The 16805-nt window shown below is 65.5% G+C and carries 14 protein-coding genes; 3 read left to right on the plus strand and 11 right to left on the minus strand.

Annotated features, from left to right (window positions below):
* Positions 1–81 precede the first annotated feature (81 nt).
* The 6 genes from UNPF46_RS28455 to UNPF46_RS28480 all read right to left on the minus strand — a co-directional run bounded on the left by UNPF46_RS28455 (position 82) and on the right by UNPF46_RS28480 (position 7101).
* Entirely contained in the window at positions 82–1749 is a 1668-nt protein-coding gene (locus UNPF46_RS28455) for an adenylate/guanylate cyclase domain-containing protein (RefSeq protein ID WP_100179358.1), read from the minus strand.
* Positions 1750–1899: 150 nt separating this feature from the next.
* Positions 1900–2307 (minus strand): F0F1 ATP synthase subunit epsilon, encoded by a 408-nt coding sequence (locus UNPF46_RS28460; protein WP_100179357.1) that lies wholly within the window; start codon positions 2305–2307, stop codon positions 1900–1902.
* Positions 2308–2444: 137 nt separating this feature from the next.
* A complete protein-coding gene (gene atpD / locus UNPF46_RS28465; RefSeq protein ID WP_100179356.1) occupies positions 2445–3878 on the minus strand; it encodes a F0F1 ATP synthase subunit beta in 1434 nt (477 codons plus the stop codon).
* An 86-nt stretch (positions 3879–3964) separates the two neighbouring features.
* Positions 3965–4837 carry a F0F1 ATP synthase subunit gamma gene (locus UNPF46_RS28470; RefSeq protein ID WP_100179355.1) on the minus strand — a complete coding sequence of 291 codons (873 nt, stop codon included), beginning with the start codon at positions 4835–4837 and terminating at the stop codon, positions 3965–3967.
* Between the two features lie 174 nt (positions 4838–5011).
* Complete coding sequence (gene atpA, locus UNPF46_RS28475; protein ID WP_100179354.1) at positions 5012–6541, minus strand: F0F1 ATP synthase subunit alpha; 1530 nt, start codon at positions 6539–6541, stop codon at positions 5012–5014.
* Complete coding sequence (locus UNPF46_RS28480; protein ID WP_142252214.1) at positions 6541–7101, minus strand: F0F1 ATP synthase subunit delta; 561 nt, start codon at positions 7099–7101, stop codon at positions 6541–6543. The genes atpA and UNPF46_RS28480 overlap by 1 nt, the downstream gene beginning before the upstream one ends.
* Before the next feature lie 712 nt (positions 7102–7813).
* Between UNPF46_RS28480 and UNPF46_RS28485 the strand changes: the two genes are divergently transcribed.
* Positions 7814–8317: a septal ring lytic transglycosylase RlpA family protein gene (locus tag UNPF46_RS28485; RefSeq protein ID WP_100179352.1), complete on the plus strand. Its 504-nt coding sequence runs from the start codon at positions 7814–7816 to the stop codon at positions 8315–8317.
* A gap of 374 nt (positions 8318–8691) precedes the next feature.
* Here UNPF46_RS28485 and UNPF46_RS28490 read toward each other — a convergent pair whose 3' ends face one another.
* Positions 8692–10902, minus strand: a complete 2211-nt coding sequence (locus UNPF46_RS28490) for a primosomal protein N' (RefSeq protein ID WP_142252209.1) — start codon at positions 10900–10902, stop codon at positions 8692–8694.
* A 136-nt stretch (positions 10903–11038) separates the two neighbouring features.
* Here UNPF46_RS28490 and UNPF46_RS28495 point away from each other — a divergent pair, with 136 nt between their 5' ends.
* Positions 11039–12004 (plus strand): tyrosine recombinase XerC, encoded by a 966-nt coding sequence (locus UNPF46_RS28495; protein ID WP_142252210.1) that lies wholly within the window; start codon positions 11039–11041, stop codon positions 12002–12004.
* Between the two features lie 121 nt (positions 12005–12125).
* The gene (locus UNPF46_RS28500; RefSeq protein ID WP_100179349.1) at positions 12126–12713 is read left to right on the plus strand and encodes a DUF4337 domain-containing protein; all 588 of its coding nucleotides are present in this window, start codon (positions 12126–12128) and stop codon (positions 12711–12713) included.
* Between the two features lie 197 nt (positions 12714–12910).
* Here the strand turns inward: UNPF46_RS28500 and UNPF46_RS28505 are convergent, their stop codons facing one another.
* From UNPF46_RS28505 to odhB, 4 genes are all read right to left on the minus strand, one after another.
* Positions 12911–13441, minus strand: a complete 531-nt coding sequence (locus tag UNPF46_RS28505) for a hypothetical protein (protein WP_100179348.1) — start codon at positions 13439–13441, stop codon at positions 12911–12913.
* A 34-nt stretch (positions 13442–13475) separates the two neighbouring features.
* Positions 13476–14876, minus strand: a complete 1401-nt coding sequence (gene lpdA / locus UNPF46_RS28510; RefSeq protein WP_142252211.1) for a dihydrolipoyl dehydrogenase — start codon at positions 14874–14876, stop codon at positions 13476–13478.
* 77 nt (positions 14877–14953) lie between these two features.
* Positions 14954–15715 carry an SDR family oxidoreductase gene (locus UNPF46_RS28515; RefSeq protein ID WP_142252212.1) on the minus strand — a complete coding sequence of 254 codons (762 nt, stop codon included), beginning with the start codon at positions 15713–15715 and terminating at the stop codon, positions 14954–14956.
* Positions 15716–15770: 55 nt separating this feature from the next.
* Positions 15771–16805: 2-oxoglutarate dehydrogenase complex dihydrolipoyllysine-residue succinyltransferase (gene odhB, locus UNPF46_RS28520; protein ID WP_142252213.1), on the minus strand; the 1035-nt coding region annotated here is incomplete at its 5' end.

Below are 16805 nucleotides of genomic sequence, written 5' to 3' on the forward strand. Positions count from 1 at the left end.
TGAATCAGAACCGAAGCTCTAGATTCTTGTTTTGACGCGTTTTCTTCACGCGAACCGGTGTCCACTTCGCTCGAAAACGCTCTAATTGATCGGACCCACCGTGAACGGGCCGATCGCGATGACGTGGCAATCGCTGTCGCGCTTGGCGCAGTCGGCCAGCGCGGACTTGACGGCGGCCTGCTCGTCGGCGGCCTTGAGGCCAAGACCTGCCCGGCCGGCGGTGCCGACGGCGACCGCATTCCAGCCCATGGCGTCGCCGAGCTTGCGCACCACCTCACCGCGCGCATCCGCCACGATCGAGGCGTTGCTCGCCGCATTGAAGAAGCCGGTGATCCTGAACAGGGTCGGGATCGGCACGACGAAATTGTCGTCGATCGCAACCACGAGGCACGCCACGCCGGCGATCGCGCCGCACGATTCCAGCGACCGCCGCGCCGCATCCTCCGCGGACGAGGCGCCGAGCACCATGAAATATTGTCCGCCCGGACCGAGCGCGACCGAGCGGGATTTCGCCGCGGGCACGAAGATGTTCTCGAGCCGGACCTTCTGCGGCTCACGCACGATCGGAAAATCCTTCGATGCGAAGGCCCGCTCGATCATCGCATCATGCCGGAAGTAGGGCGGCGGCGGCATCGGCGGCTTGCCATGCGCGTACACGACGGTGTTGCCGAGCGCATAGAGCTCGCATCGCCGCGGCGATTGCGCGGCGTCGGCGCGCTTCTGGCACTGCTCGATCGCCATGTTGCGCGCGGCTTCCTCGTTCGGCTGGTTCATCGCCGAGCCGGTGAAGCCGCCGACATTGAGCGCGAAGGCCTTGTAGTCGCCGGAGCTCGCATAATCGCCGGCGAGGAAGCTGCGAACGCGCTCGTTGATGAAGGGTACGCTGTCGGCTGAAAGCTGACCTGATGTCGGCGATGCGGACGGCGACGGCGATGGCATCGGCGCCATCGCGGCGCCGGCATTCGGCGGCGCCATCGGCGCCTTTGCCATTTGGGTCGGCATCGGCGTCGGCGACGCGGCCATTGCAGTCGGCGTTGGGCTCGGCGCAGCACTGGGCGTCACGGCCGGAGCAGCGATGCTCGCGGTCTGCTTGAGCTTGGTGTTGTAGAGGAAGCCGGTGACGACGATGCCGACGATCGAGACCACGGCCACCACCAGCGGCCACATCCACACCGGTGCGGCGGCCACCTTCGCAGCCGCCTTCTTCAGCTGCGGCTTGGAATAGCTGCCGTCCTCGCGCCGCATCGCCACCATGTAGGCATGCACCGGCGTCGGGATGTTCTTCACCTCCTGCGCACCGATATCGGCGAATTGCACCGAGAGCTTGTTGGCGACCTGCTCGTGCACCGCACGGGAGACGCAGATGCCGCCGACCTCGGCGAGGCCCTCCAGCCTTGCTGCGATGTTGACGCCGTCGCCCAAGAGATCGCCGTCGCGCTCGACCACGTCGCCGATGGTGATGCCGATGCGGAACGACATCTGCCGGCTCGGCGGATAGGCCATGTTGCGGGTACGCAGGCTCTCCTGGATGTCGATCGCGCAGCGCACCGCATCGACCGCGCTCGGGAATTCCGCGAGCACGGCATCGCCTGCGGTATTGAAGATGCGGCCGCTGGCCTTGGCGATGAAATCGTCGACGACCTCGCGGTAGGAGGCCAGACGCCGCAGCGTCTCCTCCTCGTCTTCCGCGACCAGTCTCGAGTAACCGGCAATATCGGCTGCGAAGATCGCCGCGATCTTGCGTTTCATCTGCACCCTGCCCCGGGGACAAAATATGCGGGCAGAATGCCGCGATCCCCAGCACGGTGCAACAAAGTTTCAGCGCCCGCCACGGCCGGTGACGAGCGCTGAACCTGTTCAGAAATACTGAGCTTGAGCCCCGGAGCGCTGCCCCGGGGCTTAGTGCATAGCCGTGGAGGTGAGCTGCTGCTGGATGCTCTTGTAGTGGTCGAGCCGTTCGATGGCGTGATCGAGCTCGCCGCCTTCGTGCTCCTTCAGGCTTTCTTCCATCTCCGCGATGGTCTCGGCGAACTGGGCGCGGTCGAGCTCGGCCAGCGACGTCGCGACGTCGGCGAGCACGGTCAGGCCCTTTTCGGAGACTTCAGCGAGGCCGCCGAGCACGATGACCTTCTCGTGCTTGCCGCCAGTGGTGATGGTGAGAATGCCGGGCCGGATCGCCGCCACGACCGGCGCGTGTCCTGCCAATACGCCGAAGTCACCTTCGACGCCGGGGATGTCGACCTGGTCGACCTCGCCCGAGAAGGCGAGCTTTTCCGGAGAGACGAGATCGAAGTGGAAGGTGGCCATGGGCTATCCGTTGTTTTCCGCTTGTCACCCGCGGGCCTGACCCGCGGGTCCATCCATCGAATTTTTCGTTCGATGGATCGCCGGGACTTTAGCTTGAAGACGTGCTTCGCACTTTCGCCCGGCAATGACACCTAGAATCAGGCCGCTTCCGCCGCCAGCTTCTTGCCCTTCTCGACCGCCTCTTCGATGGTGCCGACCATGTAGAAGGCGGCTTCCGGCAGGTGATCGTACTTGCCTTCCACAAGGCCCTTGAAGCCCTTGATGGTGTCGGCGAGGTCGACGAACTTGCCCGGCGAGCCGGTGAAGATTTCGGCGACGTGGAACGGCTGCGACATGAAGCGCTCGACCTTGCGGGCGCGGGCCACGGTCAGCTTGTCCTCTTCCGAAAGCTCGTCCATGCCGAGAATGGCGATGATGTCCTGGAGCGCCTTGTAGCGCTGCAGCACCTGCTGGACCTGACGGGCGACCGCGTAGTGCTCCTCGCCGACGACCAGCGGGGAGAGCATGCGCGAGGTCGAGTCGAGCGGGTCCACCGCCGGATAGATGCCCTTTTCGGCGATCGAGCGCGACAGCGTGGTGGTCGCGTCGAGATGCGCGAACGAGGTGGCTGGCGCCGGGTCGGTCAAGTCGTCGGCCGGAACGTAGATGGCCTGCACCGAGGTGATCGAGCCCTTCTGGGTGGTGGTGATGCGCTCCTGCAGCGCGCCCATGTCGGTCGCGAGCGTCGGCTGATAACCCACGGCGCTCGGAATACGACCGAGCAGCGCCGACACTTCCGAGCCGGCCTGGGTGAAGCGGAAGATGTTGTCGACGAAGAACAGCACGTCCTGGCCCTTGTCGCGGAAGTCTTCCGCGATGGTCAGACCCGTGAGCGCGACGCGAGCGCGGGCGCCGGGCGGCTCGTTCATCTGGCCGAACACCAGCGCGCACTTCGACTTCACGCTCGGATCCGGATTCTTCGGGTCGGCGTTGACCTTGGACTCGATGAACTCGTGATAGAGGTCGTTGCCCTCGCGGGTCCGCTCGCCGACGCCGGCGAACACGGAGTAACCGCCGTGCGCCTTCGCGACGTTGTTGATCAGCTCCTGAATCAGCACGGTCTTGCCGACGCCGGCGCCGCCGAACAGGCCGATCTTGCCGCCCTTGGCGTACGGAGCCAGTAGGTCGACGACCTTGATGCCGGTGACGAGAATTTCGGCTTCGGTGGACTGGTCGGTGTAGCTCGGCGCTTCCTGATGGATGGCGCGCAGTCCTTCGGTCTTGACCGGGCCGGCTTCGTCGATCGGCTCGCCGATGACGTTGATGATGCGGCCGAGCGTGCCTTCACCGACGGGAACGCGGATCGGAGCGCCGGTGTCGGTCACTTCCTGGCCGCGGACCAGACCCTCGGTGGTGTCCATCGCAATGGTGCGGACGGTCGATTCGCCGAGATGCTGGGCGACCTCGAGCACCAGGCGATTGCCGCCGTTCTTGGTCTCGAGCGAATTGAGAATGGCCGGGAGGTGGCCTTCGAACTGCACGTCGACGACGGCGCCGATGACCTGGGTAACGCGACCGACCTGGGCTGCCATTGAATGTCTCCTTCGATCCGAATTTTTAGACCACGGTCAGCTTGTCGACCGGGAAGTTGAGTTTGACGGGTACTGAAGCGCCTTGATCAGACGGCCTCGGCACCCGAGATGATTTCGATCAGTTCCTTGGTGATCTGCGCCTGACGCGTGCGGTTGTAGACCAGCGTCTGCTTGCGGATCATCTCACCGGCGTTGCGCGTCGCGTTGTCCATCGCGCTCATCTGCGCGCCGTAGAACGAGGCGTTGTTCTCGAGCAGCGCGCGGAAGATCTGGACCGCGAGATTGCGCGGCAGCAGGCGCGTGAGGATCTCGTCCTCTTCCGGCTCGTAGTCGTAGGACGTGGTGTTGGCGGCAGCGCCCGCCTCGACGACCAGCGGGATGACCTGCTGGGCGGTCGGGATCTGCGCAATCACCGAGCGGAAGCGCGAATAGAACAGCGTGCAGACGTCGAACTCGCCGTTGTCGAAACGGGCCAGCACCTTCTTGGCGATGTCCTCGGCGTTGACGAAGCCGAGTTGGCGAACGCTGCGCAGGTCGAGATGCTCGACGATCTGCTTGTCGAACAGGCGGCGCAGCTGCTCATAGCCCTTGCGGCCGACGCAGAAGAATTTCACTTCCTTGCCCTGCGCCATCAGCGACTGGGCGCGCTCGCGGGCGAGACGCACGATCGAGGAGTTGAAGGCGCCGGACAGGCCGCGCTCGCCGGTGCAGACCAGCAGCAGGTGAACCTGGTCCCTGCCGGTGCCGGCCAGCAGCGCCGGCGCGCCGGGCGATCCCGCCGCGGCGCTGGCGATGTTGGAGATCACCGCGCTCATCTTGTCGGCATAGGGACGCGCAGCTTCCGCCGCGGTCTGCGCGCGGCGCAGCTTCGAGGCTGCGACCATCTGCATGGCCTTGGTGATCTTTTGCGTCGCCTTGGTGGAGGCGATGCGGACGCGCATGTCTTTAAGTGACGCCATTCTTCGTCCCCGACGGTTCGATCCCTTGCGGACAAACCGCTAGCCTATCCCTGTCGTCATGCCCGGGCTTGTCCCGGGCATCCACGTCTTCATCGTCCACGCGGTAAGGCGTGGATGGCCGGGACATCAAATGCGAAGACGCGCTTCGCGCTTCTGGCCCGGCCGTGACGGTTCTTACGCGAAGCTCTTCGCAAAACCTTCGACCACCGACTTCAGCTTGGCAGCGGTGTCGTCGGTGAGGTCGCGGCTGTCGCGGATCGAATTGAGGATCTCGGCGTTCTTGCCGCGCAGCAGCGAGAGCAGACCGTCCTCGAACGCACGCACCTTGCTGACCGGAAGCGGATCGAGATAGCCGTTGGTGCCGGCCCAGATCACGCAGACCTGCTCTTCCATCTTCAGCGGCGAGAACTGCGGCTGCTTCAGGAGCTCGGTGAGGCGCGAGCCGCGGTTGAGCAGGCGCTGGGTCGAGGCGTCGAGGTCGGAGCCGAACTGCGCGAAGGCCGCCATTTCGCGGTACTGCGCGAGCTCGCCCTTGATCTTGCCGGCGACCTTCTTGGTGGCCTTGGTCTGCGCCGAGGAGCCGACGCGCGACACCGACAGACCGACGTTCACCGCGGGACGGATGCCCTGGAAGAACAGGTCGGTTTCCAGGAAGATCTGACCATCGGTGATCGAGATGACGTTGGTCGGAATGTAGGCCGACACGTCGTTGGCCTGGGTTTCGATGACCGGCAGCGCCGTCAGCGAGCCGGAGCCCTGGTCCTTGTTCAGCTTCGCCGCGCGCTCGAGCAGGCGGGAGTGCAGATAGAACACGTCGCCCGGATAGGCTTCGCGGCCCGGCGGGCGGCGCAGCAGCAGCGACATCTGGCGGTAGGCGACGGCCTGCTTCGACAGATCGTCATAGATGATGACCGCGTGCATGCCGTTGTCGCGGAAGTACTCGCCCATGGTGCAGCCGGTGAAGGGCGCGATGTACTGCATCGGGGCCGGATCCGAAGCGGTGGCGGCGACGATGATCGAGTATTCGAGCGCGCCCTGCTCTTCCAGCACCTTCACGAACTGCGCGACGGTCGAACGCTTCTGGCCGATCGCGACGTAGACGCAATACAGCTTGATGTTCTCGTCGGGCTGCGCGTTGAGCGGCTTCTGATTCAGGATGGTGTCGAGCGCGATCGCAGTCTTGCCGGTCTGACGGTCGCCGATGATCAGCTCGCGCTGGCCGCGGCCGATCGGGATCAGGGCGTCGATCGCCTTGAGGCCGGTCGCCATCGGCTCGTTCACCGATTTGCGCGGAATGATGCCGGGCGCCTTGACGTCGACGCGCATGCGCTTGTCGGCCTGGATCGGACCCTTGCCGTCGATCGGGTTGCCGAGTCCGTCGACGACGCGGCCGAGCAGGCCCTTGCCGACCGGCGCGTCCACGATGGCGCGGGTGCGCTTGACGGTCTGGCCTTCCTTGATCTCGCGGTCGGCACCGAAAATAACGACGCCGACGTTGTCGGTTTCGAGGTTCAGCGCCATGCCGCGGGTGCCGTTCTCGAACTCGACCATTTCACCGGCCTGGACGTTGTCCAGACCGTAGACGCGGGCGATACCGTCGCCGACGGACAGCACCTGTCCGACTTCGGAGACTTCAGCTTCCTGGCCGAAATTCTTGATCTGGTCCTTGAGGATCGCGGAAATTTCCGCGGCGCGGATGTCCATCAGCCTGCCTCTTTCATCGCGTGCTTGATCGAATTGAGTTTGGTGCGAAGCGAACCATCCACCATGCGGCTGCCCAGCTTGACGACGAGGCCACCGATGATCGAGGGATCCACTTTCACGTTCAGCGCGACGTCCTTGCCGGTCACCGACTTCAGGGCAACCTTGAGGGCGTCGAGATTCTTGTCAGAGAGCGCTTCCGCCACCGTGACATCAGCCGTCGCCTCGCCCTTGAGCTTGGCGACGAGGGCGCGGTAGGCGCGGATGACGTCGGCCACCACGAACAGGCGGCGGTTGGCAGTCAGCACCTTCAGGAAATTGGCGGAGATGCCGGCGATACCGGCCTTGGCAAGCACGGCCGACAGGGCCCTGGACTGGGCATCGGCCGCAAACACCGGGCTGCGGACGAGGCGCTTCAGATCGGCGCTCTCGACCAGCATGGCCTCGAATTTCTCGAGATCGGCTTTGACCTCGTCGACCACTTTCTGGTCGCGGGCCAGTTCAAACAAGGCCGTTGCATAACGGCCGGACACACCTGAAACGGACGTATCTTCTGCAGCCACAGACGCGCTCTTTTTGCTGTCAAACTCGCAAGGGAAAAACCGTCGCCACAAAGCGGCGCCTAGCGATCCAAGCCCTTGGAATTCAAGCGGGACTTCGATTTTCGGCCGACACGGGAGGTGCCGGGTCCGTTAAAATCGCGGCTTTGCTAACATAGCAGGCGCGCAGGTGCAACATGACGCCAAATTAAAGGCACGAGGTTCTGTCGCCAGTTCGTCGCACATTGCGACACGTCGATCAGCGTCTGGCCCGAGGACGGGGATCAAGACTGGATCAAGGACTTGATCGGGGACGCGGATCGGGGATCGGGGCGACGACCTGCCGCGTCGCGGAATTGACGAGAGGTCTCGCCGCGCCCTCTCCCCATGATGGTTCCTGCCCTCAGCGCATAGCGGCCATGAACACGGATCGCTGAGCCGTGATTCCGGCGCCCTCGGCTCCACTCGCCGAATACTTACCCAATTCTAAATGCTGAAAGCGATGACTTCGTTTTACAGTATTAAGCAGTAATAATGAAGTTAACAAACCGTTAAAGGCAAAGATTACGGAACATCGGCTGAATATCCCGTGACGGTAACAAGATGTTTCATGACGACACAGAATGATTTACTGCCCAATTCACGCCGCATTGGGAATCGAAACGCCAAACCGCTCACAAACTGATGGGGGCTCCACTAGCCACATATGTGGCAATACTAGCTTAGGGACCAATAAATGCTGTCTTTGAAGACGCTGGGCTTTGCGACCCGGCCGCGCACGGCGATCGCTTTCGTTGCCGCAACTCTCCTTATCGGTGGAACTGCCACCGAAGCTTCCGCCAAATCCCGCCACCACCGGCATCACCATCATCACCGCCACCACGCCCAGGCCGATACCAACCCGACCTCTGATTGGCGCAACGCCAATGCAGCGATGACGCCGACCTCCGGCGGCGGCCACAGCTTCTCCGGCATGGCCTCCTACTACGGCAACGAGTCCGGCAGCCGCACCGCCTCGGGCCAGCGTTTCAACCAGAACGCCCTGACTGCGGCGCACCGCTCGCTGCCGTTCGGCACCAAGCTGCGCGTCACCCATCGCGGCCAGAGCGTGGTCGTCACCATCAATGACCGCGGCCCCTTCATTCGCGGCCGGGTTCTCGACCTCTCCACGGGCGCCGCCCGCGCGATCGGCCTCACCGGCGCCGGCGTCGGTCGCGTCACCGCGGAAGTCGTCTCCTAAGGCGCATCAAGCGCCTCAGCCATCGCGCAGTTTCATCAGTTTGCTGCGCGAATGAAACAAGCCCGCGGTCTTGGGGGACCGCGGGCTTTTTGTTGGGCTGTCGTGTCCCGGACAAGCTGCAACGCGTGAGCGTTGCGGCGCAGAGCCGGGACCCAGGAGCCCCGAGTTCCTCTGCGACATGGGCCCCGGCTCAGCAGCGCACCGTCGAAGTGACGCTGCGCTGCGTCCGGGGCACGAGCGAGGAGATTTGCGCGCCGCTCTCACCACGTCATTGCGAGGAGCGGAGCGACGAAGCAATCCAGACTGCCTCCGCGGAGGGATTCTGGATTGCTTCGCTTCGCTCGCAATGACGTGGGGAGAGTGTGCGCGGAGCTTTACAAAAAGCTCTGCGGATCGACGTCGACTTCCAGCTTCTGATTGCCCGTCGGCTTCGGGCACACCGCAAGCCAGCTCCGCAAATAGTCCGACAGATCGAAGCCGCGCGCCGATTTCACCAGGATGCGGAAGCGGTAGCGGCCCTTGATGACGGCGAGCGGCGCTTCCGCCGGGCCCAGCACCACGACGCGCTCGTCGCGCGGCGCGAGCGCGACCAGCCTGCGTCCGAGACCTTCGGCGCTCGGGCGGTCGCCGGCGGAGATGATCAGGCTCGCGAGCCGGCCGAACGGCGGATAGAGCGTCCTTTCACGCAGGTCGATCTCGCTGTCGTAGAAGGCCTCGCGGTCGCAGGCGATCAGCGCCTTCATCACGGGATGATCGGGCTGGTGGGTCTGGAGATAGCCGACGCCGCGGCCCTGCTCACGGCCGGCGCGGCCGATCACCTGGTTGAGCAATTGCCAGGTTCGCTCCGCTGCGCGCGGATCGCCGTTGGACAGGCCGAGGTCCGCATCGACCACGCCGACGAGATTGAGCCGCGGAAAATTATGGCCCTTGGCCACGAGCTGGGTGCCGATGATGATGTCGACCCGGCCCTCCGCGATCTCGGCAAGCTCGGAACGCATGGTCTCGATCGAGGTGATGAGATCGCTCGACAGCACCATGGTGCGCGCTTGCGGAAACAGCGCGGCGGCCTCCTCCTGCAGGCGCTCGACGCCGGGCCCCACCGCGACCAGCGATTCCTCGGCCGCGCAGTGCGGGCAGGTATGCGGGCGCGGCATCGAGAAGCCGCAATGGTGACAGACGAGACGCTGGCGAAATCGGTGATCGACCAGCCAGGCATCGCAGATGGTGCAGGCGAAGCGGTGGCCGCAGGCCCGGCACAGCGTCAGCGGCGCATAGCCGCGGCGGTTGAGAAACAGCAGCGCCTGCTCGCGCTTCTCGATCGCGATCCTGATCTCGCCGGCCAAGCGCGGCGAGATGAAGCGGCCGCGCGCGGGCGGCTCGCGGCGCAAATCGATCGCCTCGATATGCGGCATGTGCTGGCCGCCGAAGCGCGAGGGCAGCGCGATGCGCTGATAGCGGTTCTTGCGGGCATTGACCTCGGACTCGACCGAGGGCGTCGCCGACGCCAGCACGACCGGGATTTTTGCGATATGCCCGCGCACCACCGCCATGTCGCGGGCATGATAATGCACGCCCTCGTCCTGCTTGTAGGCCTGGTCGTGCTCTTCATCGACCACGATCAGGCCGAGATCGGCGTAAGGGAGAAACAGCGCCGAGCGCGCGCCGACCACGACCGGCGCGGTGCCGCCCGAGATCGCCGCCCAATTGCGGGCGCGGGTGCGCGGGGTCAGCTCCGAATGCCATTCGATCGGCCGCACGCCAAAGCGCTGCGCGAAGCGGTCGAGGAACTGGCCGGTGAGCGCGATCTCCGGCATCAGGATCAGCGACTGTTTTCCGCGGCGGATGGTTTCCGCGACCGCCTCGAAATAGACCTCGGTCTTGCCCGAGCCGGTGACGCCGTCGAGCAGCGCGACGTGAAAGGTGCCGTTGGCCGCAAGCGCGCGCATCGCATCCACGCCGGCCCGCTGCAGCGGCGAAAAATCCGGCCGGCCGAAATCCGGATCGGGCACCGGCGGCGGCGCAGGCGGCGGCATCGGCTCGACCGTCAGCGTGCCCTCATCGACCAGGCCGTCGATCACGCCGGCCGAGACGCCCGCCTCTTTCGCCGCCTCCGACTTGCCGTGCAGCAGCCGGTCCGACAAGACCTCGATCACGCGCGCCCGTGCCGGCGTCAGCCGCTTCGGGGGATCGCCGACAAGACGCACGCCCGGACGCACCCGCTCGGGGCCGAGATTCTCGCCCATCCGCAGGCACATGCGCAGCACCATGCCGCGCGGGCTCAGCGTGTAATTGGCGACCCAGTCGACGACCTGGCGCAGCTCGGGCTTGAGCGGCGGGATGTCGAGCTTCTCGCTGACCTCCTTGAGCCGGTTGTGCAGGCGCGGATCCGGATTGGCGTTCTCGCCCCAGACCACGGCCAGCACCTCGCGCGGGCCGAGCGGCACACCGACGAGATCGCCCGCCTTCAGCTCCATCCCGCGCGGCACCTTGTAGGAATAGGTCTGGTCGAGCGCGACCGGCACCAGCACGTCGACCATGCCGGTCGCGTTGGTGGGGACGGTCGAGCTGCGCGACGAATGATCCATCAAGGGGGCTTTGGAGGGAGAATCGGAACCTGATGTGGCAAGACTAGCGTGGCAAGGCTAGCGCCCGGGGGCGGCCTTAGCGAACAGTAAACGGGTGTGATGCGATATACTGAGCGGAATCAATCCGTCCAGAGCGATGAGCAAAGCCGCCGCACCCCCAATCGAGCTCGCCAGCGCCGATCCCTCGATCGCGCAGGAGATGACGCGCTGGCTGTCGCATCTCGGCGCCGAGCGGCGGCTGTCGCCGAAGACGCTGGAGGCCTATGGCCGCGACTTGCGGCAGTGCCTGGATTTTCTCTGTGCCCATTGGGGCGAGCGCGTGACGCTGAAGCGTTTTGCCGCGCTGGAGGCGACCGACGTCCGCGCCTTCATGGCGATGCGCCGCGCCGACGACATTGCCGGGCGCTCGCTGATGCGCGCGCTGGCGGGCCTGCGCTCGTTCGGCCGCTTCCTCGAGCGCGAAGGCAAGGGCAAGGTCGGGGCCTTGTCCGCAATCCGCGCGCCAAAAGTCGCGAAGAGCCTGCCGAAGCCGCTGCCGATGGCATCGGCAAAACGTCTTGCCGATGCCGACGAGCGCGCCGGCGAGGATCGCGAGACCTGGATCCTTGCGCGCGATGCCGCCGTGATGGCGCTGCTCTACGGCTCGGGCCTGCGCATCTCTGAAGCGCTCGGCCTGAAACGCCGCGAGGTGCCGAAGCCGGGCGAAGGCGACGTGCTGGTCGTCACCGGCAAGGGCAACAAGACCCGCATGGTGCCGGTGCTGCAGAACGTGCTGGGACTGGTGCAGGACTATGTCGCGATGTGCCCGTATCCGCTGCCGGCGGAGGGCCCGATCTTCGTCGGCGCGCGCGGCGGCCCGTTGAGCCCGCGCATCATCCAGCTCGCGATGGAGCGGCTGCGCGGCGCGCTCGGCCTGCCCGACAGCGCCACGCCGCACGCGCTCCGCCACTCCTTTGCCACGCATCTGCTCTCGCGCGGCGGTGACTTGCGCGCCATCCAGGAATTGCTCGGCCATTCCTCGCTCTCGACCACGCAGGTCTATACTGGGATCGATTCCGAGCGCCTGCTGGAAGTCTATGCCAGCGCGCATCCGCGGCGGTGATGTTGCTGAACCAGCGCTGAATGGCCGCTGCTTCCTGACATGAAGCTGTCACAGCCTGCGTGCCCCTTGCGCAGGCCGCGCGGTTCGGTCAATCGTTGCGGAACCGAAGCGGAGGGGAATCATGAGCGCACATGAAAGCATGGAGCATGCCGAGCACGCCGAACACGCGTCCGGCTCGAACAAGAAGATCGCGCTCCTGATCGCGGTGCTGGCGCTGTTCCTGGCGGTCTCGGAGACGCTCGGCAAGGGCGCCCAGACCGAATCGATCAGCAAGAACGTCGAGGCCGCCAATCTCTGGGCGTTCTTCCAGGCCAAAAGCATCCGCCGCACCGTGGTGATCACCGCGGCCGAGCAGGGCAAGCTCACGCTCGCCGCCGCGGACGAGGCGCAGAAGCCCGCCGTGCAGAAGCAGGTCGACGACTGGACCAAGACCGCGGCGCGCTACCGCTCCGAGCCCGAGACCGGCGAAGGTACCGAGCAGCTCGCCGAGAAGGCCAAGCACGCCGAGCACGACCGCGACGAGGCGACCGCGAAATACCATCATTTCGAGCTGGCGTCGGCCGCCTTCCAGATCGGCATCGTGCTGGCCTCGGCCACCATCATCACCGGCATGTTCGCGCTGGCCTATGTCAGCGGCATCCTGACCCTCGCCGGCCTGTTCATGACCGGCCTCGGCCTGTGGTGGCCGCATCTCTTGCATCTGCATTGAGGGGTTGAGGCGGCGGCGACATGCTATTTCCGTCATCCTGAGGCGCGAGGGCCGCGATGCAACGCATCGCGGGCGGAGCCTCGAAGGATGAACGGCCGAGCTGCTGCCGCGCGGATAGAGCGGGGCCGTCGCCCTTCGAGGGCCGCTGAAGAAGCGGCCACCTCAGGGTGACGGTGAGAGAACGATTGCTCCGCCGATCACCGCGCCTGGTGCACGCTCTTCCTGAACCGCTGGATCAGGCGCAGCGTCCGTGACGACCAGCCCTCGCCGTTGCCGGCGATCAGCTCGCGGATGCGGTGCTTGATCGGGTCGACGAGCGCGGTGGCCTTGGCGCGGATCTTCAGCACGAGATCGTAGATCCGCTCGAACCAGCGCATCTCCAGAAGCTTGTCGCGCGTCACGTCGAACACGAAGGCGGTGACGCCGACGCCGAGCATCTTGGCGAACAGGAACGTGGACATGCCGGTGAGCCAGTATTCATGCGTGAGCAGATACAGGCCGACCAGCTTGAGCGGAAACAGCGGAAGGATCGGCACCGCGAACACGATCAGCGTCATGGCCGGCGGGAGCGCATCGACACGCTCCGTCAGCCATTGCTTGAAGCGCGCCAGCGGGATGGCTGCGACAACCTTTGCAACGATCGGTTCGAGATGGTCCCACAGCCAGGCTTCGATCAGAAAGACGATCGCAAGCAGGACCCAGACCGGTTGAAGAAGGCGGCGCAACATGTGTTTCCCGCCCGATTCGGCGCTGGGCGCGTTACTACATATGGATGGCCCGCTTGCCGACTGCAAGCGCGGCTTCCTTGACCGCTTCCGAGCGGGTCGGATGCGCGTGGCAGGTGCGCGCGAGATCTTCCGCACTGCCACCAAACTCCATGAGAACGCAGGCTTCATGGATCATTTCGCCGGCTTCGCGGCCGATAATGTGCACGCCGAGCACGCGATCGGTCTTCGCATCTGCGAGAATCTTCACAAAGCCGTCAGTGGTCTGGTTGACCTTGGAGCGGCCGTTGGCGGTGAAGGGAAACTTTCCGACGGTATAGGCGATGCCCGCCTGCTTCAGCTCCTCCTCGGTCTTGCCGACGGAGGAGACTTCCGGCGTGGTATACACGACGCCCGGGATCACGTCGTAATTCACGTGGCCGGCCTGGCCGGCGATGATCTCGGCGACCGCAACGCCTTCATCCTCGGCCTTGTGCGCGAGCATGGGCCCAGCGACGACGTCGCCGATGGCATAGACGCCCTTCAGGCTGGTGGCGAAATGCGGATCGATCTGCACACGGCCGCGGGGATCGAGCGCGACGCCCGCTTCCTTCAGGCCGAGCGCCTCGGTGTAGGGCACGCGGCCGATGCAGACGAGCACGACATCGGCTTCCAGCGTCTCCGCAGCGCCGCCGGCGGCGGGCTCGACCGTCGCCTTCAGCGTCTTGCCGGAGGTATCGACGCCCGTGACCTTGGCGCCCAGCTTGAACGTAAAGCCCTGCTTCTCGAGGATGCGCTGGAATTGCTTGGCGATCTCGCCATCCATGCCGGGCAGGATGCGATCCAAAAATTCGACGACGACGACTTCGGCGCCGAGGCGGTGCCAGACCGAGCCGAGCTCGAGGCCGATCACCCCGGCGCCGACGATGAGGAGCTTGCCAGGGACCTTGTCGAGCGACAGCGCGCCGGTGGACGAGACGATGCGCTTCTCGTCGATCTCGATGCCCTTGAGGCGCGCGATGTCCGAGCCGGTGGCGATCACGATGTTCTTGGTCTCGACCAGCTGCGACTTGCCGTCGGCGGAGACCTCGACCTTGCCGGTCCCCAGGATCTTGCCGGTGCCCTTGAGCACGTCGATCTTGTTCTTCTTGATCAGGAACTCGACGCCCTTGACGTTGCCGTCGATGCCCTGCTGCTTGAAGTTCATCATCGCGGGCAGATCGAGCTTCGGCGCGGAAACGCTGACGCCCATCTTCGCGAAGGAGTGCCCGGCTTCCTCGAACATCTCGGACGCGTGCAGCAGCGCCTTCGAGGGCATGCAGCCGACGTTGAGGCAGGTGCCGCCGAGGGTTGCGTTCTTTTCGACCACGGCGACTTTCATGCCGAGCTGGGCTGCGCGCACCGCACAGACATAACCGCCAGGTCCGGTGCCGATGACGACGAGATCGTAGGTAGCCATGAGAGAAAGTCCCGTAAGGTTAGGCGTGATGAGGATGTGTCAGCGTCCGCGCGGCGTGCCAACGTCCGCGCGGCGCGTCAGCGTCCGCCGGACACATCGAGAGTGGCAGCGGTGATGTAGGACGCCTCGTCCGACATCAGCCAGATGATGGCGCTCGCGATCTCGTCGGCGGTACCGACGCGCTTCATCGGCACCATGTGGGCGAGACGATGATGCCGGTCGGGCTCGCCGCCCGAGGCGTGGATTTCGGTGTCGATCAGGCCCGGGCGGATGCCCGCAACGCGAATGCCTTCGCCTGCGACCTCGTAGCCGAGACCGGTGGTGAAGGAATCGATCGCGCCCTTGGACGCGGCGTAATCGACATAAGTGTTGGGCGCGCCGAGCTTGGCCGCGACCGACGACAGGTTGACGATGACGCCGCCCTTGCCGCCGTGCTTGGTGGACATCCGCTTCACGGCCTCGCGGGCGCAGAGGATGGAGCCGGTGACGTTGACCGCCAGCACGCGCTGGATGCGTTCGGCCGACATCTCGTCGACGCGCACGCCGCTGGTGCCGACGATGCCGCCATTGTTGACGAGCGCGCCAAGCGTGCCGAACTTGTCGGCCTCCTTGAAGAGGTCGACGATGTCGCGTTCCTCGGCGACATCGCATTTGACCGCGATCGCCTTGCCGTTGCTGGCCTCGATCTGCGCGACCACCTCGTCGGCGGCCTTCTTGTTGCTGGCGTACCCGACCACGACCCGGTAGCCGCGCGCGGCTGCGGCAATGGCGGTCGCCCGCCCGATGCCGCGGCTGCCGCCGGTGATGACAACGACCTTATCCGTCACGCGCGCCTCCATGGTTCGACACGCGCCGTCGCGCAAGTCGGCGACGGCGCTCGCAAAGCATCAGGGATCAGAGATCGAGCACCAGGCGCGCCGGATCTTCCAGGCTCTCCTTGACGCGAACCAGGAAGGTGACGGCTTCCTTGCCGTCGATGACGCGGTGATCGTAGGACAGCGCCAGATACATCATCGGGCGGACCTCGATCTTGCCGCCGACGACCATCGGACGCTCCTGGATCTTGTGCATGCCGAGGATGCCGGACTGCGGCGCGTTCAGGATCGGGGTCGACATCAGCGAGCCGTAGATGCCGCCATTGGTGATGGTGAAGGTGCCACCCTGCATCTCGTCGATCTTGAGCTGGCCGTCACGGGCGCGGCGACCGAAATCGGCGATGCCCTTCTCGATGTCGGAGATCGACTTGTGGTCGCAGTCGCGCACCACGGGCACGACGAGACCCTTGTCGGTGCCGACGGCGACGCCGATGTGGTAGTAGTTCTTGTAGATCAGGTCGGTACCGTCGATCTCGGCGTTGACGGCCGGGATGTCCTTCAGCGCCTGCACGACGGCCTTGGTGAAGAAGCCCATGAAGCCGAGCTTGGCGCCGTGCTTCTTCTCGAACGCATCCTTGTAGTGGGCGCGCAGCGCCATCACGTTGGTCATGTCGACCTCGTTGAAGGTCGTCAGCATGGCCGCGGTGTTCTGCACGTCCTTGAGGCGGCGCGCGATGGTCTGGCGCAGCCGGGTCATCTTGACGCGCTCTTCGCGGGCGGCGTCATCGGCCGGCGACGGCGCGCGGACCTGAACGGCGGCGGCGGGCTGGTTGACCGGGGTCGGCGCGGACGCGGCGCGCTCGATCGCAGCGAGCATGTCGCCCTTGGTGACACGGCCGTCCTTGCCGGAGCCCGGAACGGTCGAGGCATCGATGCCGGTCTCCGCTGAGAGCTTGCGCACGGAGGGAGCGAGCGGCGCATCGGCCGGGGCCGCCTTCGCGGCCGGAGCGGGCGCGGCAGCGGCGGGCGCCGGAGCAGCGGCAGGCTTGGCGGGCGCCGCGGCGGGCTTGGCCGCGCCGGCACCGTCGGTGATCTGGCCGAGCAGCGCGCCCAC

Source organism: Bradyrhizobium sp. UNPF46 (assembly GCF_006658625.1).
Taxonomy (GTDB): domain Bacteria; phylum Pseudomonadota; class Alphaproteobacteria; order Rhizobiales; family Xanthobacteraceae; genus Bradyrhizobium; species Bradyrhizobium nitroreducens.